At 71.8% G+C, this 20,210-nt stretch carries 18 protein-coding genes; 7 read left to right on the top strand and 11 right to left on the bottom strand.

Annotated elements, in window-relative coordinates; translation table 11 throughout:
• The first annotated feature begins 26 nt into the window (after nucleotides 1–26).
• The 7 genes from OG534_RS09530 (at nucleotide 27) to OG534_RS09500 (ending at nucleotide 8,100) form a co-directional block, all read left to right on the top strand.
• Nucleotides 27–539, top strand: coding sequence for a hypothetical protein (locus tag OG534_RS09530; protein WP_326593537.1), 513 nt, complete (start codon nucleotides 27–29; stop codon nucleotides 537–539).
• Between the two features lie 68 nt (nucleotides 540–607).
• On the top strand, nucleotides 608–1,483 hold the full coding sequence (gene dapF, locus OG534_RS09525) for a diaminopimelate epimerase (protein WP_326587658.1): 876 nt from the start codon (nucleotides 608–610) through the stop codon (nucleotides 1,481–1,483).
• Between the two features lie 140 nt (nucleotides 1,484–1,623).
• Nucleotides 1,624–3,714 (top strand): RelA/SpoT family protein, encoded by a 2,091-nt coding sequence (locus OG534_RS09520; RefSeq protein ID WP_326587657.1) that lies wholly within the window; start codon nucleotides 1,624–1,626, stop codon nucleotides 3,712–3,714.
• Nucleotides 3,715–4,144: 430 nt separating this feature from the next.
• A complete protein-coding gene (locus OG534_RS09515; protein WP_326587656.1) occupies nucleotides 4,145–5,221 on the top strand; it encodes a polysaccharide deacetylase family protein in 1,077 nt (358 codons plus the stop codon).
• A gap of 5 nt (nucleotides 5,222–5,226) precedes the next feature.
• Entirely contained in the window at nucleotides 5,227–6,477 is a 1,251-nt protein-coding gene (locus OG534_RS09510) for an FAD-binding protein (protein ID WP_326587655.1), read from the top strand.
• A gap of 19 nt (nucleotides 6,478–6,496) precedes the next feature.
• On the top strand, nucleotides 6,497–7,306 hold the full coding sequence (locus tag OG534_RS09505; RefSeq protein WP_326587654.1) for a phytanoyl-CoA dioxygenase family protein: 810 nt from the start codon (nucleotides 6,497–6,499) through the stop codon (nucleotides 7,304–7,306).
• Entirely contained in the window at nucleotides 7,303–8,100 is a 798-nt protein-coding gene (locus OG534_RS09500) for an LLM class F420-dependent oxidoreductase (protein WP_326587653.1), read from the top strand. Before OG534_RS09505 ends, OG534_RS09500 begins: the two co-directional genes overlap by 4 nt.
• Before the next feature lie 167 nt (nucleotides 8,101–8,267).
• Here the strand turns inward: OG534_RS09500 and OG534_RS09495 are convergent, their stop codons facing one another.
• The 11 genes from OG534_RS09495 to OG534_RS09445 form a co-directional block, all read right to left on the bottom strand.
• Nucleotides 8,268–9,152, bottom strand: coding sequence for an aminoglycoside phosphotransferase family protein (locus OG534_RS09495; protein WP_326593536.1), 885 nt, complete (start codon nucleotides 9,150–9,152; stop codon nucleotides 8,268–8,270).
• 209 nt (nucleotides 9,153–9,361) lie between these two features.
• Nucleotides 9,362–10,108, bottom strand: coding sequence for a helix-turn-helix domain-containing protein (locus OG534_RS09490; RefSeq protein ID WP_326587652.1), 747 nt, complete (start codon nucleotides 10,106–10,108; stop codon nucleotides 9,362–9,364).
• Between the two features lie 28 nt (nucleotides 10,109–10,136).
• Nucleotides 10,137–11,507 (bottom strand): glutamine synthetase family protein, encoded by a 1,371-nt coding sequence (locus tag OG534_RS09485; protein ID WP_326587651.1) that lies wholly within the window; start codon nucleotides 11,505–11,507, stop codon nucleotides 10,137–10,139.
• A 1-nt stretch (nucleotide 11,508) separates the two neighbouring features.
• On the bottom strand, nucleotides 11,509–12,225 hold the full coding sequence (locus OG534_RS09480) for a class II glutamine amidotransferase (protein ID WP_326587650.1): 717 nt from the start codon (nucleotides 12,223–12,225) through the stop codon (nucleotides 11,509–11,511).
• Nucleotides 12,226–12,249: 24 nt separating this feature from the next.
• Entirely contained in the window at nucleotides 12,250–13,473 is a 1,224-nt protein-coding gene (locus OG534_RS09475; protein ID WP_326587649.1) for an MFS transporter, read from the bottom strand.
• Nucleotides 13,470–14,699, bottom strand: coding sequence for an ATP-grasp domain-containing protein (locus OG534_RS09470; RefSeq protein ID WP_326587648.1), 1,230 nt, complete (start codon nucleotides 14,697–14,699; stop codon nucleotides 13,470–13,472). The genes OG534_RS09475 and OG534_RS09470 overlap by 4 nt, the downstream gene beginning before the upstream one ends.
• 22 nt (nucleotides 14,700–14,721) lie before the next feature.
• Entirely contained in the window at nucleotides 14,722–16,002 is a 1,281-nt protein-coding gene (locus OG534_RS09465; RefSeq protein WP_326587647.1) for an ATP-grasp domain-containing protein, read from the bottom strand.
• A gap of 12 nt (nucleotides 16,003–16,014) precedes the next feature.
• The gene (locus tag OG534_RS09460) at nucleotides 16,015–17,277 is read right to left on the bottom strand and encodes a DegT/DnrJ/EryC1/StrS aminotransferase family protein (RefSeq protein WP_326587646.1); all 1,263 of its coding nucleotides are present in this window, start codon (nucleotides 17,275–17,277) and stop codon (nucleotides 16,015–16,017) included.
• Nucleotides 17,278–17,306: 29 nt separating this feature from the next.
• On the bottom strand, nucleotides 17,307–18,110 hold the full coding sequence (locus OG534_RS09455; RefSeq protein ID WP_326587645.1) for an SDR family NAD(P)-dependent oxidoreductase: 804 nt from the start codon (nucleotides 18,108–18,110) through the stop codon (nucleotides 17,307–17,309).
• On the bottom strand, nucleotides 18,110–18,832 hold the full coding sequence (locus OG534_RS09450; RefSeq protein ID WP_326587644.1) for a cupin domain-containing protein: 723 nt from the start codon (nucleotides 18,830–18,832) through the stop codon (nucleotides 18,110–18,112). The genes OG534_RS09455 and OG534_RS09450 overlap by 1 nt, the downstream gene beginning before the upstream one ends.
• Nucleotides 18,832–19,956 (bottom strand): 2-deoxy-scyllo-inosose synthase, encoded by a 1,125-nt coding sequence (locus OG534_RS09445; RefSeq protein WP_326587643.1) that lies wholly within the window; start codon nucleotides 19,954–19,956, stop codon nucleotides 18,832–18,834. Before OG534_RS09445 ends, OG534_RS09450 begins: the two co-directional genes overlap by 1 nt.
• Nucleotides 19,957–20,210: the final 254 nt, after the last annotated feature.

Below are 20,210 nucleotides of genomic sequence, written 5' to 3'. Positions count from 1 at the left end.
AGTCCGAGTGGGGAGGGCGCGTGGCGATGGAGGCCGGCCCTCGTGACACCGGGCGGGACGACACCCGGCGGGAAGCGGACCCGACGCTTCTGGGCGGGACGGGCGAGCCCGCGGGGCTCGGGCTGCCCGCCGACCCCTCGCGGCTGACCCCCGACGGCCCGGACACCCCGGACTCCGCCGAGGCGGAGGCGGCCGCCGTCCCCGCGTTCGAGGTCGAACTGCGTCCGCAGCGCCGCCTGCGCCTGTGGCAGATCGCCCCGATCGCGATGCTCGCCGCCACCGGTTCCCTGATGTTCGCCTTCCCGCTCGCCTTCGAGTTCGGCGACGGCGGAGCCGTGGTCGCCATGCTCGGCTTCCTCATCAGCTGCTGCGCCGGAGGCTGGGGAATGATGGCCGCCCGCCGGGTCGGCCACTCGTGGCCCGGGCTCCCGGCCCGCGGGAGCGGCCGCCGCCCCGACTGGCGCATGGCCGCGCTGTACGCCGTGGTCGCACTGACCGTCGTAGGCCTCGCCGTCTATCGGGTGGCCCGGCTCCGCTGACCGCACGGGCCGGCTCCGCCCACTGGACCGCTCCGCGCCTCTGAGCAGGGGCTCGGTACCATGGGCGGGTGACGCAGACCACCCTCTCCTTCCTCAAGGGCCACGGCACCGAGAACGACTTCGTGATCGTCCCGGACCCGGACAACGCCGTCGAGCTGCCCGCATCCGCCGTCGCGAAGCTGTGCGACCGGCGGGCCGGGATCGGCGCGGACGGCGTCCTGCACGTCGTCCGGTCCGCCGCGCACCCCGAGGCGGCGCACCTGGCCGACGAGGCGGAGTGGTTCATGGACTACCGCAACAGCGACGGCTCCATCGCCGAGATGTGCGGCAACGGCGTGCGCGTCTTCGCCCGCTACCTCCAGTACGCCGGACACGTCGAGCCCGGGGACCTCTCGGTCGCCACCCGCGGCGGCGTCAAGCGCGTGCACCTCGACAAGAGGGGCGACGTCACCGTCTCCATGGGCCGCGCCGAGCTCCCCGAGGGCGAGGTCACGGTCAGCGTCGGATCGCGGAGCTGGCCCGCGCGCAACGTGAACATGGGGAACCCGCACGCCGTGGCCTTCGTTGAAAGCCTCGACGACGCCGGGAACCTGTTCACCGCCCCGCCCTTCAGCCCGGCGTCCGCCTACCCGACGGGTGTCAACGTCGAGTTCGTCGTCGACCGCGGCCCCCGGCACGTCGCCATGCGCGTCCACGAGCGCGGCTCCGGCGAGACCCGCTCCTGCGGCACCGGCGCCTGCGCCGTCGCCGTGGCCGCCATCCGCCGCGACGGCGCGGACCCGGCCGCCACCGGCGAACCGGTCTCGTACACCGTCGACCTCCCGGGCGGAACCCTCGTCATCACCGAACACCCCGACGGGCAGATCGACATGACCGGACCCGCCGTGATCGTGGCTGCGGGCGAGTTCGACGAGGCCTGGCTCACCGAAACGGCTTTCGGCTGAAGCTTCCCTCTAATGGGTGATCCGTTTCACGCTGAGCGAGAGGTGGACTGCGCCACGTGGTGGGGTCGGTAACATCAGGCACCGGCCCTGAGGGCGCACCCCATGCCCACCACCGCCGGTCGAAGCCGCCGGAGGTGCCCATGAGTGCAGAGGCCACGAACCCCGAAGCACACCCCGAAGCGCGCCCTGAGCTCCGCAGACGCGGCCGGACCAGGCTCGATCTGCGCCGACTCGGGCGCGCGGCCCTGCTCGGTCCCACGTCCCGCGACCGGCTCCCGGACGCGATCGGCCACGTCGCCGAGGCGCACCGTGCCCACCATCCGGACGCCGATCTGTCCGTTCTGCGACGGGCGTACCTCCTCGCGGAGACCTCGCACCGCGGTCAGATGCGAAAAAGTGGTGAGCCGTACATCACACATCCGCTCGCCGTCACCCTGATCCTCGCCGAACTCGGCGCCGAGACCACCACCTTGACGGCCTCCCTGCTCCACGACACCGTCGAGGACACGGACGTGACCCTCGATCAGGTCCGAGCGGAGTTCGGCGACGAGGTCTGTTTCATCGTCGACGGCGTCACCAAGGTGGAGAAGATCGACTACGGCGCCGCCGCCGAACCCGAGACCTTCCGCAAGATGCTCGTCGCCACCGGCAACGACGTCCGCGTCATGTCCATCAAACTCGCCGACCGGCTGCACAACATGCGCACCCTGGGCGTGATGCGCCCCGAGAAGCAGGCCCGCATCGCGAAGGTCACCCGCGACGTGCTCATCCCGCTGGCCGAACGGCTCGGAGTCCAGGCCCTCAAGACCGAGCTGGAAGACCTCGTCTTCGCGATCCTGCACCCCGAGGAATACGAGAGCACCCGCGCGCTCATCGCCGCCCACGCCGGGGAGAGCGACCCGCTGCCCGCCATCGCCGACTCCGTACGGGCCGTCCTGCGCGACGCCGGCATCGCCGCCGAGGTACAGGTCCGGCCGCGGCACTTCGTCTCCGTGCACCGGATCGCCCGGATGCGCGGCGAACTGCGCGGCTCCGACTTCGGCCGCATCCTCGTCCTCGTCGGCGAGAACGCCGACTGCTACGCGGTCCTGGGGGAGTTGCACACCTGCTTCACCCCCGTCATCTCGGAGTTCAAGGACTTCATCGCCACCCCGAAGTTCAACCTCTACCAGTCGCTGCACACCGCCGTCGCCACGCCCGAGGGCTACGTGGCCGAGGTCATCGTGCGGACCCGGCAGATGCACCGGGTCGCGGAGGCCGGCGTGGTGGCGCTCGGCAACCCGTACGCCACCGCGACACCGGACGCCGCCGCCGACCCGGACGAGGAGCGGGTGGACCCCACGCGCCCCGGCTGGCTGTCCAGGCTGCTCGACTGGCAGCAGTCCGCGCCCGACCCCGACACCTTCTGGAGCGTGCTCCGCGCCGAGCTCGCCCAGGACCGGGAGATCACCGTGTTCCGGGAGGACGGCAGCGCCACCGGCACGATCAGCCTGCCGGCGGGGGCCAGCTGTATCGACGCCGCCTACGCGCAGCACGGCGAGGCGGCCCACGGCTGTATCGGCGCCCGTGTCAACGGGCGCCTCACCTCGCTGTCCTCCCCGCTGTCCGACGGGGACACCGTGCAGCTGCTCCTCGCGCAGGACGCCTCCTCGGGGCCCGCCGCCGAATGGCTGGACCACGCGAAGACCCCGGCCGCCCGGATCGCCATCAGCAGCTGGCTCGATTCCCATCCCGACCGGGCCATGGCCACCACCTCGGCCGCGCGGGCGCCGCTGTCGGTGGTCGGGGCCCGGGGCGGCGGGGGCAATGCGGTCGCCGACCTGCCGGACGCCACCGTGCGGCTGGCCGGGTGCTGCACCCCGGTCCCGCCGGACGCCGTCGCCGGCTTCCTGGTCCGCGGCGGGGCCGTCACCGTGCACCGCATCCACTGCGCGGCGGTGGCGCAGATGCAGGCCGTGGGCCGCACCTCCGTCGCCGTCCACTGGCGGGCCACGGCGGACTGCCGGGTCACCCTGCTCGCTGAATCGTTCGGCCGCCCCCATCTGCTGGCCGACCTGACCGAGGCCATCGCCCGCGAAGGGGTCGAGGTGGTCTCCGCGACCGTGGAGCCCCCGGTCGAGCAGCGGGTCCGGCACAGCTACACCCTGCAACTGCCCGACGCGGCCGGACTGCCCGCCCTGATGCGGGCGATGCGGGACGTGCCGGGCGTGTACGACGTCCGCCGGGCCTGAGCGGTGGCGTCAACGTAGCGTCGGCCGCCCGCAGGCCGGACGGGACGTCCTTGGTTCACGTGCACCGAGGTGATGGAAGACGTCGCACGTAGACACCTCAAGACCCTGACGTGTCACATGACGCGTCAGGGCGATCAGGGCTGCCCTCAGGCTGCCCTCAGGGCTGCCTGACGACTGCCGGCGCGTCGCCCGGTCGCTGCCGCACCTGATCGAGGCAAGCCCGGGCCCCGCGCCGCCGGTGACCCGGCCCTGCCCCGATGCCGGCGAACCGCGGTCAGTCTCAGGCAAGTTTATTGCCTCATCTTGACATCACTGTGCCAATCATTAATGCTCGTGGGGCCGCGTGGCTGAGCTCACGTGCGGTGGACCAGTGCTGATGTGCTGGCAAATCTGACACATGTTGACATTAAATTGCCAAGCTGGGGGGCAGATGCTCTATTCGGGAATCTCCTGGAGCGCCGACGGCTTCACGGTGGACGTCATCGACGAGCGCGGGGAGCGGCGGCGGCCGTCACGGCTGTTCGGCCCCCGGCACACCCAGGAACTGATCCGCTACCTGCACGGCTTCGCAGGGGAGCTGGCTGCCGTCGTGGACAGCACCAACGGCGTGCTCGACGGGCGCATGATGGCCGAGGGGCTGACCGTGTACCGCGCGGATCCGCAACACCTGGGGGAGCGCCCGCTCTTCGCCGCGGTGCCGGCCGCGGACATCGCGGCGGCCGCGCGCCGCGGGCTCGGCGCGCTGACCCGGCTCGAGCGCCACCGGGGCACCCAGACCGGGCGGGAGTCCGACCTCGCGGAGTTCGCCCGCATCAGCGAGCAGGCCCTGGCCGATGGGACCGAGCGGCGTACCTGCGTCAGCCGGGGCAGCGGCGAGCGCCGGGAGATCTCGCTGACCTTCGACGACGGCCCGCAGCCGCCCTACACCGGGCAGGTGCTGGACATCCTGCGACGCTACGACGTGCCGGCCACCTTCTTCTGTACCGGCATGTACGCGACGGCCTATCCCGAGTACCTGGCCCGGATGCTGGAGGAGGGCCACGGGATCGGGAACCACACGTGGTCGCATCCCATGCTCTTCGAACTGACGCGGCCCCAGCTCGTCGAGCAGCTGGACCGCACCAACGAGGCGATCGCCGCGGCCGCCGGTGGCCGGGCACCCACCCTCTTCCGGCCCCCGTACGGCTCGCGCACTCCGGAAGTGCTCGGCTGGCTGGCCGAATCGGGGCTCACCACCGTGCTGTGGGACGTCGCCCCGGACGACTGGCAGATGCCCGGCGCGGACACCATTGCCACCGGCGTGGTCGAGCAGGCCCGGCCCGGCTCCATCGTGCTGCTGCACGACAGCGGCGGCGACCGCTCGCAGACGGTGGCGGCCCTGGCGCCGATGATCGAGGGGCTGCTGGAGCGCGGTTACAGCATCGTTCCGGTCGAGCAGCAGCTGGGCGCACCGGCACCGGCACCGGCACCCGTACCCGCCGCCGCACTCGCCGGTGGGAAGCGGTGACCGCGATGTCCGAGACGATGAGCAACTGGGCGAGCAGCCTGACCTACGGCGCGCGCCGGGTGCACCGCCCGCGCACGGTCGACGAACTGCGTGCGCTCGTCGCCCGCACCGACCGGATCCGCGCGCTGGGCACCCGGCACTCGTTCAGCGGGGTCGCCGACACCACGGGTGACCTCGTCCGGCTGGACGGGCTCGCGGAGTCGATGCTGCTGAACCCGGAGGCCGGCACCGTGACGGTGTCGGCGGGCACGCGTTACGCCGAGCTGGCGCCGTACCTGCACCGGGCGGGCTATGCGCTCGGCAACATGGCCTCCCTCCCGCACATTTCGGTGGCAGGCTCGGTGGCCACCGGAACCCATGGTTCGGGTGACGGCCAGCGCTGTCTGGCCGCGGCGGTGTCCGGCCTGGAGCTCGTCGGTCCGGAGGGTGACCTCGTCGAACTGGGACGGGACACGCACGCCGACGAGTTCGCCGGCACGGTGGTGGCGCTGGGCGCGCTGGGCGTGGTCACCCGGCTCACCCTGGACGTCGAACCGGCCTACCAAGTCGCGCAGACGGTCTGCCCGGACGTGCCGCTGGACGAGGTCGCGGAAGACGTGGACGCGGTGTTCGGTGCCGCCTACAGCGTCAGCCTGTTCACCGACTGGCGCAGTGGTCACGGATCGGTGTGGCTCAAGCGCCGTACCGACCGGCCCGATTCCCGCTGGGGGCGCGGACGTCAGGCGGCCGCGCCGGTGCACCCGGTGCCCGGGGTCGATCCCGCGTCCAGCACCGAGCAGTTGGGCGTGCCCGGCCCCTGGTACCAGCGGCTGCCGCACTTCCGGCCCGAGCTCACGCCCGGCGCCGGTGAGGAGTTGCAGTCGGAGTACTTCCTGCCCCGGAGCCAGGCTGCCACCGCGTTCGCCGCGATCCGGGCGCTGGCCGACCGGATCGCCCCGGTGCTGCACATCGCCGAGGTGCGCACGGTCCGCGGCGACGACCTGTGGCTGAGCTCCGCGTACGGACGGGACACCGTCACCTTCCACTTCACCTGGCTCAAGGACCTGCCCTCGGTACGGCCGGTGATCGCCGCCATCGAGGAACAGCTGATGCCCCTGGGCGCCCGGCCGCACTGGGCCAAGCTCACCGAGACCCCGGCCGAGCGGATCACCGCCGGCTATCCGCGCGCGGCGGACTTCGCCCGCCTCGCCGAGAAGCACGATCCGGACGGCAAGTTCCGTTCCGCGTTCATCGATCAATTGTTCACCGATCTGTAGAACCCCTGGGGGTAATGCGATGACACCGAACGCTCTTCTGCTCGCCCACGACAAGCCGACTGCCTTGCGTCCCGATCAGCTGCGGCAGTTCGAGGAGCTCGGCTACCTGATCCTGCCCGGCTTCCTCGACCGGGACCTGGTCGCCCGGATGAAGCCCGAGGTCGACCGGTGGGTGGACGACGGCCTGCGGGCGCGTTCCATCGACTCGGTGAAGGACCCGGAGAAGTTCGGCGTCCCGCCGGTCATGGAGCTCGAGTTGCCCGCCCACGGCGAGCTGATCACCTGGTCCCCGCTACTGGGGATACTCGACCAGCTGATGGGCGCGCCCTACGCGTTCCACCACCTGCACAGCGACCGCCAGGCCCCGGACGTGCCCGGCAAGCCCTGGCACCACGACTACGAGCACAGCACGCAGACCGACCGCTCGGCGACCATGATCCACGCCCTGCACTACCTGGACGGCCTGAGCACCGACACCTCCTCGCTGGTGGTGCTTCCCGGGTCGCACCGGGAGCGAGCGGACAAGACGGCCCGTGTGCACCTGGGCACCGGCCCGCTGCCCGGCGAGGTCGTGCTGGAGGAGCTGCCGCCCGGCAGCACCGTCGTACTGCACTCGGCCCTCTTCCACGCCCGCCGGCCCCGCCCGGGCGGGCTCGGCAAGCCGCGCTACTTCGTCGACGCCTCCTACTGCGAGGTCGGCCCGCTGTGGCCGCCGGTCAAGCCGTACTGGCGCTACATGCTCAGGCGGGCCCGGGAGCTGAACCTGGCGCCGGACCGCCCGCAGCTGTTCACCGAGCTGACCTTCGCCGAGTACGGCGGAGCGGCATGAGCGGGCGGCCCGTACGCATCGGGCTGCAGCTGCAGCCCGAGCACGCCGACTACGCGTCGATCCGCCGGACCGCAGCCGAAGCCGAGGCGCTCGGCGCGGACGCGATCTTCATCTGGGACCACTTCTTCCCGCTCACCGGCGATCCGGAGGGGCAGCACTTCGAATGCTGGACGGTCCTCGCGGCGCTGGCCGAGTCCACCTCGACGGTGCAGCTCGGACCGCTGGTGAGCTGCGTCGGGTACCGCAATCCTGATCTGCTCGCGGACATGGCACGCACGGTCGACCACATCAGCGGCGGCCGGGCCATGCTCGGCCTGGGCTCCGGCTGGTACGAGAAGGACTTCACCGACTACGGCTACCCGTTCGGCTCCGACGGCGAACGGCTCCGGGAACTCGCTGCGGCGATCCCGCGGGTGAAGTCCCGGCTGTCGCGGCTCAACCCGGCGCCGGCCGGGAAGCTGCCCCTGCTGCTCGGCGGGGGAGGCGAGAAGCGCACCCTGCGCCTCGTCGCCGAACACGCGGACATCTGGCACGCCTTCCACGATCCGGCGACGGTTCGGCACAAGCTGTCCGTCCTGCACAGGCACTGCGCGGACGTGGGCCGGGATCCGGCCGAGATCGAGGTGTCGACCAGCGTGTCCGGCCTGGCCGCGCACGAGGGCGACCCGAACGAACTCGGGACCGAGCTGCACGAACTCGGTGTCTCGCTGTTCATCGTCGGCGCGGGCGGCCCCGCATTCGATCTGGGGACGCTCCGGCGGTGGATCGCCTGGCGTGACGGGATGAACGCATGAGCACGATGGGCATGCTGCACCGGCGGATCCGGCTGCACTGGCGGCTGGTCCGGCGCGAGCCGATCTTCCCCAGGCGTCCCGGGTAGCCGGGGCCGCACGACGCACCGAAGAGGGGCGCTTCCGGAAGGAGCGCCCCTCTTCGGTGTCCCGAGGTCCTCGGCACCGCGCTATGCCGCGGCGCCGAGGACCTCCCCGATGACGTACCGGGCGTTGGCCGAGATGATCGGGTTGGTGGTCCGGTAGTACGGCAGCTGGATGACCGCCATGGACAGCGCCCAGCCCCGGCTGCGGGCCCAGGTCGCGTCGTCGACGTCCACGGCATCGCGGTACACCTGCCGCGCCGAGGCGGGCAGCAGGTTCCAGGCCGGGATGAGGTCGGTGGCCGGTTCACCCATGCCCACGGTGCCGAAGTCGATGACCGCGCCGACGCGGTCGCCGGCCAGCAGCAGGTTGCTCGGCATCAGGTCGCAGTGCGTCCAGCAGGCCGGGCCGGCCCACCGGGGCGCGGCGAGTGCCTCCTCCCAGGCCGCGGTGATTTCGTCGGCGTCGAAGGGTTCGCCGGTGCGGCGCAGTGCCTCGATCGCCGCCCGCATCTCCCGGTCTTCGGCGACCAGCGGCTCGCCGCGGTGGGCGGGCGGGCCGGCGGGGAGGCCGATCCCGCGGATGGCGACCGCGAACGCGGCGAGGTCGCGGGCTACGCGCTCGGGCTCGGCCAGCTCGCCCTCGACCGGGGTGTGGCCTTCGATCCAGCGGTGCACCGCCCAGGTGAGGGGGTATCCCTCGCCGGGTGCGCCGGTCGCCACCACCTCGGGGACCGGCAGCGGCAGTAGCGGTGCCAGCCGGGGGAGCAGCTCCGCCTCCATGGCGATGGCCTCGGCGCCGCCGGGGCGCAGCGGGAGCCGGACGGTCAGGTCCTCGCCGAGTCGGTAGATCGCGTTGACGGTTCCGCCGGAGGCGAGCCGGGTGACCGGCAGGTCCGCCCAGTGGGGGAACTGAGCGCGCAGCAGCCGCCGGACCAGCCCGGCGTCGGTCTCCGCTTCGTCGGCGTGCATCTTGCCCATGTGCCTGTGAACCCTCTCGATTGCTGCCCGGATCGTCGCACGTTCGGACCGCGACCCGGAGTTGACAAAGCGGCCGGCCCTGGATGGGCCGGCCGCCGGTACGGTCATCGACCGCGTGGTGACCACGGGTGGAGCGGGGACGCCCGTGCCCGCAGCCACGGGCTTTCCTCCCGGCTCGGCCGGTCCAGGGCGCGTTCCGGTTACCGCTGGGCTTTCGCGTGGTCGCGATGGCGGGCCTGCAGCCGGCTCGTCGCCCGCAGGGCTTCCCCGTGCAGGGGCCCGGGTTCCGCCGCTGTCAGCTCGCACAGTTCGCGGGCGTGCGCCCGGGCCTCGTCCGAACGGCCCGCTTCGGCCTCCGCGCGGATCAGCGCGTGCAGAGCAGCCGACCTGTCGTCCACCGACAGGCCTGCGGCCAGGCGGTGTGCCTCCTGCGCCTCGGTGAGGGCGCGGGCGGTGTTCCCGAGGAGCAGGCAGCACCGGGACAGCCGGATGCGGGCCCGTACGGTCAGCTCGGGGATGCCGATGGCCTCGCTGAGCTCACCGAGTTCCACCAGGAGCTCGTGTTCGTCCTCGTACCGGGCTTCCTCGTCCCGTACCGAGGCCAGCAGCCACAGCGACTGCCAGCGCAACGCGGGATCCAGCCGGTCCTCGCCCGCGTGCAGCAGCACGGCCAGCTCGTCGGCGACCGGACCGATGCGGGCGGAGGACATGGCCACGGCCAGTGCCTGGGACAGGCTCTGGCTCGACCCCCGGGCGAACGCCGACGCGGGCAGTCCCAGCCGCCTGGTCAGGTGCTCGAGTACGCGTCGCGTGGGCGGCCGGGTGCCCGATTCCAGCCGGGACAGGTAGCCGGTGGACAGGCCGCCTGCGGCCAGTGCGGCCTGCGACAGTCCTCGCTCACGGCGCAGTGCCCGCAGCCGCTGCCCGAAGGCGGGTTGTTCCAGCACGGCGACCTCCTGTGACGGGCGCGGGTCTTCAGTAGCGCGTGGCGTAGGTCAGGAAGGCGAGGTCGTCCCCCATCTCCTTGACCGCCCGGATGTCGGCCTCCTTGATCGCGGGATACACCTGCCGGCGCAGCGGACCCAGCACGTCCATCAGGTAGTCGTCCCGGCGCAGCGCCTCCAGCGACTCCTCCAGGGACCGGGGCAGGCCCAGACCGAGGCGGTCCCGTTCCGTGTCGGACAGCCCGTTCGGGTCCTCCGCGAGCTGGGGTCCCGGATCGATCCGGCGGGTGATGCCGTCCATGCCCGCGTAGATCACCGCGCCCATGGCCAGGTACGGGTTCGCCGTGGAGTCGACCGCCTTGAGCTCGACGTTGGTGGACGCGGCCGCGCTGCCGCGCAGCCTGCTCGGGATCCGCACGGCGGCCTCCCGGTTGTCCTGGCCGTAGCAGGCGTGCGCGCCGGACCACATGCCCGGTTGCAGCCGCTCGTAGCTGTTGACGCTGGGACAGGTCAGGGCCAGCAGGCCGGGCAGGTGCCGGAGCACCCCGCCGATGAAGTGGTAGGCCGTCTCGGACAGGCCCAGTGCGTCCGCGCCGTCGGCGAACACGTTCTCCGGGCCGCGGCCGGGACGGTCCTTCCACATGGACAGGTGCAGGTGGTTCCCGTTGCCCCGGAAGCCGGGCCCGGGCGCAGGGGCGAACGTCGCCCACAGGCCCATCGAGGCGGCCAGCCCCCTGGTGATCACCTTCTGCCACACCGAGATGTCGGCCGCCCTCAGTGCCGGGCCGTGCCGCAAGGTCATCTCGTGCTGCCCGGCACCGAATTCGGGGTGGTACACCTCCACGTCGATGCCCTGCCCCTGCAGGCCCCTGAGCAGCTGGATCACGTAGTCGTTGGCGGCGTCGAAGCCGGTGTTGTCGAAGCACAGGCTGTCGTCCAGCAGGCTCAGCGCGCCGGGCTCCGGCCGGCTGTCGCAGAGCGTGAACTCCGGCTCGAAGGAGGCCACGACCTGCAGTTCGCCCGCCGCCTCCAGCGCGGACTTCAGGAAGGTGCGGGGGCAGGCGTCCCAGGGCGTGTCGTCCAGCTGGACCAGGTCGCACAGCATGGCTCCGGAACCCGGCGCGTGCGGGAGCGCGATGAAGGTCTCCGGGTCGGGGACCAGCCGCACCTCGCCGACGGCGTCGAAGCCCGGCACCGGCACGCCGATGTCCATGAGGCCGGCCGCCTGCCTGGACTTGGCCAGCCCGATGCCCGATTCCATCCGGGATTGCAGGTACTGGCGGGTCACCGCCTTGCCCCGGACGATGCCGTTGTGGTCCACCCAAAGGAAGCGGATCAGTTCGACGCCGTGCGCGTCGATCTTCTGGAGCACCTGCCGGTACGTGTCGCCGCTAGCGGACACCTCATGACTCCTTCGGGAAGGGGAAGTACGAGACCGTGCCGGCCGCAACCGGTTCCCACAGCCTGGCCGGGGCGAGACCGGGGACCACCTCGGAGGCGATGACCTCCAGCCCGGGCAGGCTCAGGCGCTGCATCGCGAAGAACACCGGGGTGGCCACCGAGGGCGCACTCCAGTGCACCAGGTACGCGCCCGCGGGATGCACGGCGATGGCGTTGCCGGAGTTCCCGCCGGGCGCCAGCGCGTCCAGCTTGCCGAGAGCCGCCGCCGGATCGAGGCCGTCGGCGTCGCGCGGCACGAGGTAGTCGAAGTACTCCCGCGAGTCGAACGCGGAGGCGGGCAGTCCCAGCCCCTGGTAGGCGGTCGGCAGATAGCCGTTGTGCATGAAGTACCAGCCGTCGTCCCTGGACAACGGGTGGGTGAAGTCGAGGCCGCGCTGGGATTCCAGGCTGGCGTTGCGCGTGTGGATGGCCAGGAAGTCCGTCTTGACCTCCGGCAGCAGGGATTCGTGCAGGCTGTCGGCCATCGGCCGTACGTCGGTGTGCGCCCGCAGCCCGTGCCCGGGCCCCTGTTCGTGCTCGCGCCAGACCGCGCCCCACCCGTGCGCGTGCACCTTGGTGGGGTTGTCGTGAGCGGCGGTCCGGCCACAGCTCATGTCCAGGGCGGCAGCGGTGATGTCCGCTACGGCGAAGTCCCCGGAGGCGAGGATGAGTCGGCACATGGTGGGTTCCTTTCTCTCCTGGCTTCAGGCGGCCGGTTCTCGGATGACGTTGACGACCGTGTCGCGCCGGGGGACGTGGCGTGCGAGCACGTAGAGGAGGGCGCCGGTGCCGAGCGCCACGCCCAGCCAGTACCCGTGGGCGAGACCTGCCTGGTCCAGGGCCAGGAACACGGTGCCGCCGGCCAGCGAGCCGATCGCCTCGCCGGCGGTCCAGCTGACCTGGCGCAGGTTGAAGGCCTCCAGCGTGGACTTGATCGGCAGACCGGCGAACGCGGTGCTCACCATCGGGGTGAACAGCATTTCGGCGGTGGAGAACAGTGCGACGGCCAGGGCGGCGCCGAGCACGACCGGCAGTCCGACGCCCAGCACCGCCATGGAGGCGCTGAACAGGACGGCGCCGTAGACCAGCAGCGTGAACGGGCGGGTGCCCTTGGCCAGCAGCCTCCCCGTGGCGGCGGTCACCGCCGTCTGGAAGACGACGATGGCCAGGGCGGGCGCCGCGAGCAGCGCGGCCCGCACCAGCGCGGAGCCGACGTCCCGGGCGACGAACAGGGCGAAGGCGGAGTACAGCTGGCCGTAGACGAAGGCGCCCAGGACACAGATCGTCACCGTCCGGCGGATCGTGGAGTCCTCCCGGACCAGCCGCAGCACGGCCCGGCTGACGGGCCACCTGCCGGAGGTCGCCGTGGGCCGGAGTTCCCTGGGGATGCCGAACCGCAGCGACAGCCCGGCGAGCAGGTAGCACCCGGCGACGGTGGTGAGCAGCACCCGGGGGTCGGCCGACGTGTACAGCAGTCCGGCGAGGAAGGGGCCGAGCGCCGCGGCCAGGTTCACCGCGATCTGCAGCGCCGAGTACACCCGGTGCCGCCCGACCGCGTCGGGGACCGCTTCGGCGACCAGGACCCTGGACAGCAGGAAGTGGACGCTGCCGCCGAAGCCGGCCAGGACGAGGAGCAGCACCTGGACCACGGCGTCGTGGCTGTAGGGCATCAGGCCGAAGCCCAGCGCGGACAGCACCGTACTGCCGGTCATGGCATCGACGATGCTGAACCGGGGCAGCCAGCGGTTCACCAGCAGCGCGCTGACCCCGGCGGACGCGCTGTACACGAACAGTCCGACGCCGACGATCCAATCGCCGCTGACCTGGGTGGTCAGGAGGACACCCAACACGGGGAGGATCATGTACTGGCCGAGGTTGCCGGCCGCGTGGTCGGCGGACAGCCAGGCGGTGAAGGCCCTGCGGTTCATGCCCCGGCCTCCTGCAGCGTGTCCATCTCGAAACGGACCTGCGCGGCCAGCCGGTCGGCCAGTTCCGCCGCCCGGCGCGGGGACTCGGCGCCGATCACGAGGTATCCGGCCCGGTCGTAGGACTCGCGGACCTCGCCGACGAGGTCCCCCGGCCGTACGGTCAGATCCGCCTTCAGCACCGCAGGGTGGCGCCGTACGTCGTCCCAGCCGACGACCCGCCTCACCCGGCCCGGAGGCGGGGCGAGGAAGCGGACGGCCGCCGCCCTGGAGGGAGTCAGCTCGTACGCGTCGGTGTCCGAGCCGAGCGCGTCGTCGATCACCAGGCCGAACAGGTCCAGCCCTGGAATCGCGTACTCCAACATGAGATGGATCCAGTCGCCGCCGTTGCGGACGTGGACCTCGCCGAGCACCGGACCGTCCGCGGTGGACCACAGCTCGACGTGGAAGATGCCGAACCGCAGGTCCAGCGCCTTGAGCGCGCTGATCACGGCGTGTTCGAACTCCCGGTGGAGCCCGGTGGGCAGGTCGGCGGGCAGCACGTGCCCGGCCTCCACGAAGTTAGGCGGCGGCAGCAGCTTCTTCTCGGTCACCGCCAGCACCCGGGGCTCACCGCGCAGGAACACGCCTTCGACGCTGTACTCGGGGCCCTCGACGAACTGCTCGACGAGGAATGCCGTACGGGCGGGCAGCGCGGCCACGGCGGGGGCCAGGTCGCCGGGCGCGGTGACCTTGCGGACGCCGAGGCTGCCGGAGGCGTCCCGCGGCTTCACGATCCACGGACCGGTCGTGCCGTCCAGGAACGCCCGGGCTTCGGCGAGATCCGTGCACAGCCGGAACTCCGGCTGCGGCAGACCGGCTTCGCGCAGGGCCTGACGGCAGCGGTCCTTGTCGCGGACGGTGCGTACGGCTGCCGGCGGGTTGCCGGGTGCGCCCACGGCCCGGGCGACCTCGGCGAGGGCGACCTGCACCGGCTCCCTGACGCCGAGGACCACGTCGAACTGTCGCCCCCGGGCCCAGGCGACGGCCGCCGCCGGGTCCTCGACCTGGGTGTGGTGCAGGGTGCCGGCGAGTGCGGCCAGTTCGGGCACGTCCGGGAACTCGGTGGTGACCTGCGTGGTGACCTCGCGGGCGGCGGCCTGCCGGAGCAGGCGGGTGCCCACGTCGCGTCCGAGGTCCATCGGTGCGGACCCGCCCCAGAACAGCAGAGACCTGGGTGTGTCGTTCATGGTTCTCCCTGGGGATAGCGGGTCAGCCGGTCGGTTCGGCCAGCCGGAAGACGTCCTCCGTCAGCTGCCCGGTGACCTGGTGGTCGGCGAGGATCTCGGCGTGCGAGCCACCGATGTGGAACACGCGCAGGGGACTGGTCATCAGGTCGACGGTGGGTACCAGCCGGGTCCCGGCAGGACGCCGGACCACGACCTCCCGGACCGTGGGCAGCGAGGCGATCTTGTCGACCACCGCCTCGTCGACCTCGGCCACGAGACCCTCACGGCTGGTGACGGCGTTGTGCACGACCGCCTCACAGGACTTGGCGTAGACCTTGCCGCCGTAGCGGGCGGTGAACTCGGCGGGCCGCGCGTAGGCGAGGGCGCCCAGACGAGCCGGGTTGGTCCCGCTGAACGCGTCGTGGTGGGCGGGGTTCATGTTCCCGTTCAACCGGGCGCCCAGCTCCACCAGCGCGGGACCCGACTCCGTCGTGATCACCTCGGCGTGGCCGGGACCGTGTTCGATGCCCAGGGCGTCCAGCACCCGCAGCACGTAGGCGATCAGTTCACGCACGTGCGGTGCGTCCGGGTCCTGCAGCACGTCCAGGTCGTAGACCGGCCTGCCGGAAGGCAGCAGGTTCTTGTCGTAGCGCCACACCCCGCACACCGTGTGGTGCCCGTTCGCGCTCACCGTGTCCACGATGTACTCCGTGCCGTCCAGATAGGACTGGACGAGGACGTCGGTGTTGCGCTGGTCGTACATGGTGATGCCGGCCAGCACCGCCCGCGCGGCCTGAGCCACCTCCGCCTCGGACCGGCATATGAACACGTTGTCCGAAGAGGAGGAGCTACGCGGCTTGACCACCACCGGGTAGCTGCCGAGGTCGCGGGCCCAGCCCGTGATCTCGTCCGGATCGGAGCTGACGAACTGTCCGGCGCAGTGCAGACCGGCCGCCCGAACCGTCTCGATCATGGTGAACTTGTCCCGCCGGGCGGGGGACTTCGCGGTGCCGTTGGTCGCCACCCCGAGCCGTTCGCTGAGCAGGTCCGCCAGCGGAACCCCGGGCTCCTGACCGGCGACCACAGCGATCGGCGCGTAGGCGCGCAGCCGGTCCACCGTGGCGTCGACCGCGTCCGCGTCGGCGCACACGAACGTCTCCCGGTACACGGACAGGTCCGGCGGGACCATCTTGGGCAGGAACTCCGCTGTGCTCTGCACGTGCAGGGCGTCGACTCCGAGCTTGGCGTATTCCGCTACGTAGGCACCGGAGTTGGAGTAGCCGTCGACGATGACGACCACCGGTGCGGCGGATGTGGCGTTCATGGGTTCCTCTCCTCAGACGAGTTCGGCGCGGTGGTCCCGCAGCTTGACGAGCGCGGCCACGATGTCGTCCACATCGGACCGCTCCCCGAGCAGTGCGCCGTGGTGGAAGGTCAGATGACGCGTCGCGGCCCGCTCGCTGACCGGCAGCCGGTGCCGGGCGCGGTCGATCCGCCTGCGGTGCTCGGCGCCGAGGTCGAACCTGCGGCGGCTGCCCGGCCGGTACAGCGGGCTGGCCGGGATCGCCGGGTAGATCGGCTTGACCGGCAGGCCCAGTTCCGCGCTCAACGCGGCGCCGGCCGCCGCACTGTCGACGCCGTCGAACTCCTCCGGCAGCCGGATCACGAATCCGAAGTAGGTCCGCTGCTCGGTGCCGTCCGAGGTCCGCTGAGTGGCGAAACCGAGGTCGGCCAGCGCCTTCTCCAGTACGGAGGCCTGGATCGCACGCTGTTCGTTCTGCCGGTCCAGCCGGCCGAGCTGGGCGATGAGCACCGCCGCGTGGAACTCCGACAGCGCGCGGTTGCTGCCCATCAGCGTGCCGGTGGTGACCAGTTCCATCTCGTGCAGCGGCGGCGGCAGGTCGGGCTGGTGCCGGCCGTCGGCGCGCAGCTCGGCCATCCGCCGTGCCAGCTCAGGGTCCGCGGTGACCGCCGCACCGCCTTCCCCGCAGGTCAGCACCTTGGTGTGGTGCATGCTGAACGCTCCGGCGCGGCCCATGGTCCCGGCCTTGGCGCCCCGGTAGACCGCGCCGTGGGCCTGTGCGGCGTCCTCGATCAGGGTGAGGTCGTGGCGCCGGGCCAGATCGCGCAGCGCGTCCATGTCGGCCAGTGCCGAGTACAGGTGGACGACGACGATCGCCTTGGTGGCGGGTGTGATGGCGGCTTCCGCGGCCGCCGGGTCCATGCACAGGGTGTCCGGGTCGACGTCGACGAAGACCGGGACGGCGTTCACGGCCAGCACGGTCGACGCGGTCGCGACCCAGGAGATCCCCGGAACGATGACCTCGTCACCCGCGCCGACCCCGCACGCCTCGAGGGAGATCATCAACCCGGCGGTGCCGCTGGCCGTCGGCACGCAGTGCGCGACCTCGTTGTACTGCGCGAACATCCGGGCGAAGGTCCGCTCCTTGGTGTCCGCGCCCCGGTAGGGTCCGCTGATCGACCAGCGCCCGGAGTGGAGCACCTCGGCGAGCTGCTGCGCGGCCTCCGGGGCGGGCTGTGGCCACAGGGGCCAGCGAGTGGTGCGCACCGGCTCTCCGCCGTGCAGGGCCAGAGTCATGGCACCGCCTTTCGTGCGTTCGGGAGGGGTCAGAGCAGGCCGCGGATGGTGCCGCCGTCGACGCCCCAGACACTTCCGGTGACGAAGGCGGCGGCGTCCGAGGCCAGGAACGTGATCACTTGGGCGACCTCGTCCGGCTCGCCCATCCGGCCCAGAGGCAGCTGGCGCCGGCTGAGCTCGTGCTTGACCGCCGCCTCGGCGTCCCGGCCGTGCAGGTCGCCCAGGGTGTCGGCGAAGCCGCCGGGCCGGGTCCACAGGGGAGTCCACACGGGGCCGGGGGCCACCGCGTTGACCCGGATCCCGGGGCCCTCGGACAGCGCGAGGCTCTTGGTCAGGCTGACCAGGCCCACCTTGGACACCTGGTAGTCGACCAGTCCGGGCTCGGGCTGGCGGGCCAGGTCGGAGGTGTTGGTCACCACGCTGCCGTGACCCTGCGCGCGCATGCCCGGCAGCACCAGACGGATCGCCCGCACCGCGCTGAGGAAGTTGATCTCGAAGGTTGCCAGGTAGTCGGCGTCGGAGAGTTCGTCGAAGGACCGGGCCAGGCACTGTCCGACGTTGTTGATCAGCACGTCGGCCGTGCCGTTCCAGCCGTCGAGGATGCCGGTGACCCCGCTCTGCACGCCGTCGGCGGTGGACAGGTCGGCGGTCCGCACCACGACCTCTCCACCCTTGTCGCGGATCGCGTCGGCGACCGCGGACAAGCCCTCGGCGTCCCGGTCCACCAAGCCGAGCCTGGCGCCCTCGGCCGCGAAGGCCAGCGCCGTGGACGCGCCGATCCCGCCGGCCGCACCCGTGACGAGCACGCGCCGGCCGTCAAGTCCCAGGTTCATCAGACCGCCACCCGGGTGCTGATCAGCGAGACCGGTCCGGCCGAGCGCACCGTCCAGGGGGTGTGGGGCGGGATCGCGAGCGAAAGCCCGGCCCCGCCCTCGTGCCGTCCACCGTTCACCTCGAACTCGGCGCTGCCATCCAGCAGGTGGAGCACCTGGGCGTGGTCGGCCTGCGCCTCCTCGGTGACGGTATCGCCGCCCGGGATGTCCAACAGGGTGAAGGAGTGCCAGGCACCGGTGAAGTACGGGTGCAGGTCGACGGTCGCGCGGCGCACGCCGTCGGCGTCGGGCAGCCGGGCCGGCACGTTCAGCTGGGCCGGCTCGGCCGCCGGTCCCTCGCCCGGGAACACCTCGATGACGAAGAAGTGCATCTCCTCGTCGGTGCGGTTGGCGATGGAGTGCGCCGCCCCGATCGGTGTCGTGATCAGGTCTCCGGGGCCCGCGTGCAGCTCGACGTCGTTCATGGTGACGACGGCCTGGCCGCGGACGATGTAGTAGATCTCCTCGGTGCGCATGTGCACGTGCTCACCGACGCCGGCGCCGGGAGTGAGGACCACGTACTCGACGCAGTTCCACTCGCCTTCCAGGTGCATGCCGTTCATCAGCATCTTCCACCGGCACACGCCCTCGCCGCCGACCTGGCGGTGGGTCGTCGCCAGACCGCTGATGTCGTTGATGATCGGGCCGAACGGGGACCGCTCGCCGCGGACGATCGTCGCCATCACGCCACCTCGGCGGTGATGGACTCGATGCCGAGGCGGACGACGGCCTCGGGCACCTGCGTGATCTGGGCACCGGCCGGGCGGTGCGGCTGGCCGAGCCCCTCCAGCAGGATGAGGTCGCGGGTGCCCGCGGTCCCCTTGACATAGCCGCGCTTGTTGTCGAGCGAGATGGTGCGCAGCACGCCCTCCAGGGTCACCCCGGCGGGCAGCACGGTGGGCGCGCCGTTGAGGACGAGCAGGTCGCGGTGCGCGGCCTCTTCCTGCGCGGTCAGCAGGCCCAGTTCGCGTGCGATCCGGGCGGCCGCGAGCATGCCGAGGCCGATGGCGTAGCCGTGGCGCAGCTCGCCGCCGGTGAGCAGCTCGGCCGCGTGGCCGATGGTGTGGCCGTACTCCAGGACGAGGGCGTCGCCGCGCTCGTGCAGGTCGTCGCGCATCACGGCGGACTTCGCGTCCACGCACAGGTCGATGAACCAGGCGATGTCCTCCGGGGTGTACTGCGCGTCGGCGCGCAGCCGGGCGGCCACGGCCGCGTACCGGTCCGGCACGATGCCCAGCACGTTCTTGATCATTTCGCAGAGCGCCGAGCGGATCTCGTCCGCCGGCAGCGTGTCCAGGAAGTCCAGGTGGTTCCACACGAAGACCGGGGCATGGAAGGTGCCCAGGTGGTTCTTGCCGACGCTGGAGTTGACCGCCTGCTTCAGCGAGAGCACCGAGTCGGACATGGCCAGCAGCGTGGTCGGGATGTGCACGAGGCGCAGGCCCCGGAAGACCAGAGCGCTGAGCAGGCCCGCCATGTTGCCGACCAGGCCGCCGCCCAGCGCGATGATGACGGAGCGCCGCGTGACCCCGGTCGGGATCAGCTGCTCGGCGAGGGAGTTGACCACGTCGAGGCTCTTGGCCTTCTCGTCCGCCGTGACGGGCAGCACGGTGGTGGGCGCGACCTCGCCGGCGCACCGGGCGATCTCGTCGATCTGCTCCCCGGACAGGCCGGTGTCGGCGATGATCACGAACCGGTCGGCGTCGAGGCCCTCCAGTTTGCGCGTCAGGGCGCGCAGTGACGTCGGACCGTGTCCGACGGAAAACCCGTAGCGCACGCCGCCGAAGCGGATTTCGCGCTCGTTCACGGTCATAACTTCGGCCAACAGAGACACAACTTCCCCATTCACTGGTTCGAGCTTGCGTTGGGCGGCTGAGCAACTCGCTCTGGGTGCGGCCGCGGCCGGTCGTCGCCGGATGGCACGCCATCTCCCGGCTGGTGGCGCCGACCGTAGCAACCACTGGCAATGCTTGGCAACATCAAGTCATGGCCGGGCGTGCGCATCGATGCGCCCCACCTCGCATTTCGGCCCCAGTGGGCCCTACCTACGCGTGCGCGGGC

Origin of the sequence: Streptomyces sp. NBC_01294 (assembly GCF_035917235.1) — a bacterium.
Lineage (GTDB): Bacteria > Actinomycetota > Actinomycetes > Streptomycetales > Streptomycetaceae > Streptomyces > Streptomyces caledonius.
The sequence above is the reverse complement of the archived record's forward strand: the minus strand, read 5'-3'. Positions and strand labels throughout refer to the sequence as shown.

Coding starts and splice junctions, on each gene's coding strand:
- OG534_RS09530 (WP_326593537.1), top strand. CDS start 27: ATGGAGGCCGGCCCTCGTGACACCGGGCGGGACGACACCCGGCGGGAA.
- OG534_RS09520 (WP_326587657.1), top strand. CDS start 1,624: ATGAGTGCAGAGGCCACGAACCCCGAAGCACACCCCGAAGCGCGCCCT.
- OG534_RS09515 (WP_326587656.1), top strand. CDS start 4,145: ATGCTCTATTCGGGAATCTCCTGGAGCGCCGACGGCTTCACGGTGGAC.
- OG534_RS09510 (WP_326587655.1), top strand. CDS start 5,227: ATGTCCGAGACGATGAGCAACTGGGCGAGCAGCCTGACCTACGGCGCG.
- OG534_RS09505 (WP_326587654.1), top strand. CDS start 6,497: ATGACACCGAACGCTCTTCTGCTCGCCCACGACAAGCCGACTGCCTTG.
- OG534_RS09500 (WP_326587653.1), top strand. CDS start 7,303: ATGAGCGGGCGGCCCGTACGCATCGGGCTGCAGCTGCAGCCCGAGCAC.
- OG534_RS09495 (WP_326593536.1), bottom strand. CDS start 9,152: ATGCACGCCGACGAAGCGGAGACCGACGCCGGGCTGGTCCGGCGGCTG.
- OG534_RS09480 (WP_326587650.1), bottom strand. CDS start 12,225: ATGTGCCGACTCATCCTCGCCTCCGGGGACTTCGCCGTAGCGGACATC.
- OG534_RS09475 (WP_326587649.1), bottom strand. CDS start 13,473: ATGAACCGCAGGGCCTTCACCGCCTGGCTGTCCGCCGACCACGCGGCC.
- OG534_RS09470 (WP_326587648.1), bottom strand. CDS start 14,699: ATGAACGACACACCCAGGTCTCTGCTGTTCTGGGGCGGGTCCGCACCG.
- OG534_RS09465 (WP_326587647.1), bottom strand. CDS start 16,002: ATGAACGCCACATCCGCCGCACCGGTGGTCGTCATCGTCGACGGCTAC.
- OG534_RS09460 (WP_326587646.1), bottom strand. CDS start 17,277: ATGACTCTGGCCCTGCACGGCGGAGAGCCGGTGCGCACCACTCGCTGG.
- OG534_RS09455 (WP_326587645.1), bottom strand. CDS start 18,110: ATGAACCTGGGACTTGACGGCCGGCGCGTGCTCGTCACGGGTGCGGCC.
- OG534_RS09450 (WP_326587644.1), bottom strand. CDS start 18,832: ATGGCGACGATCGTCCGCGGCGAGCGGTCCCCGTTCGGCCCGATCATC.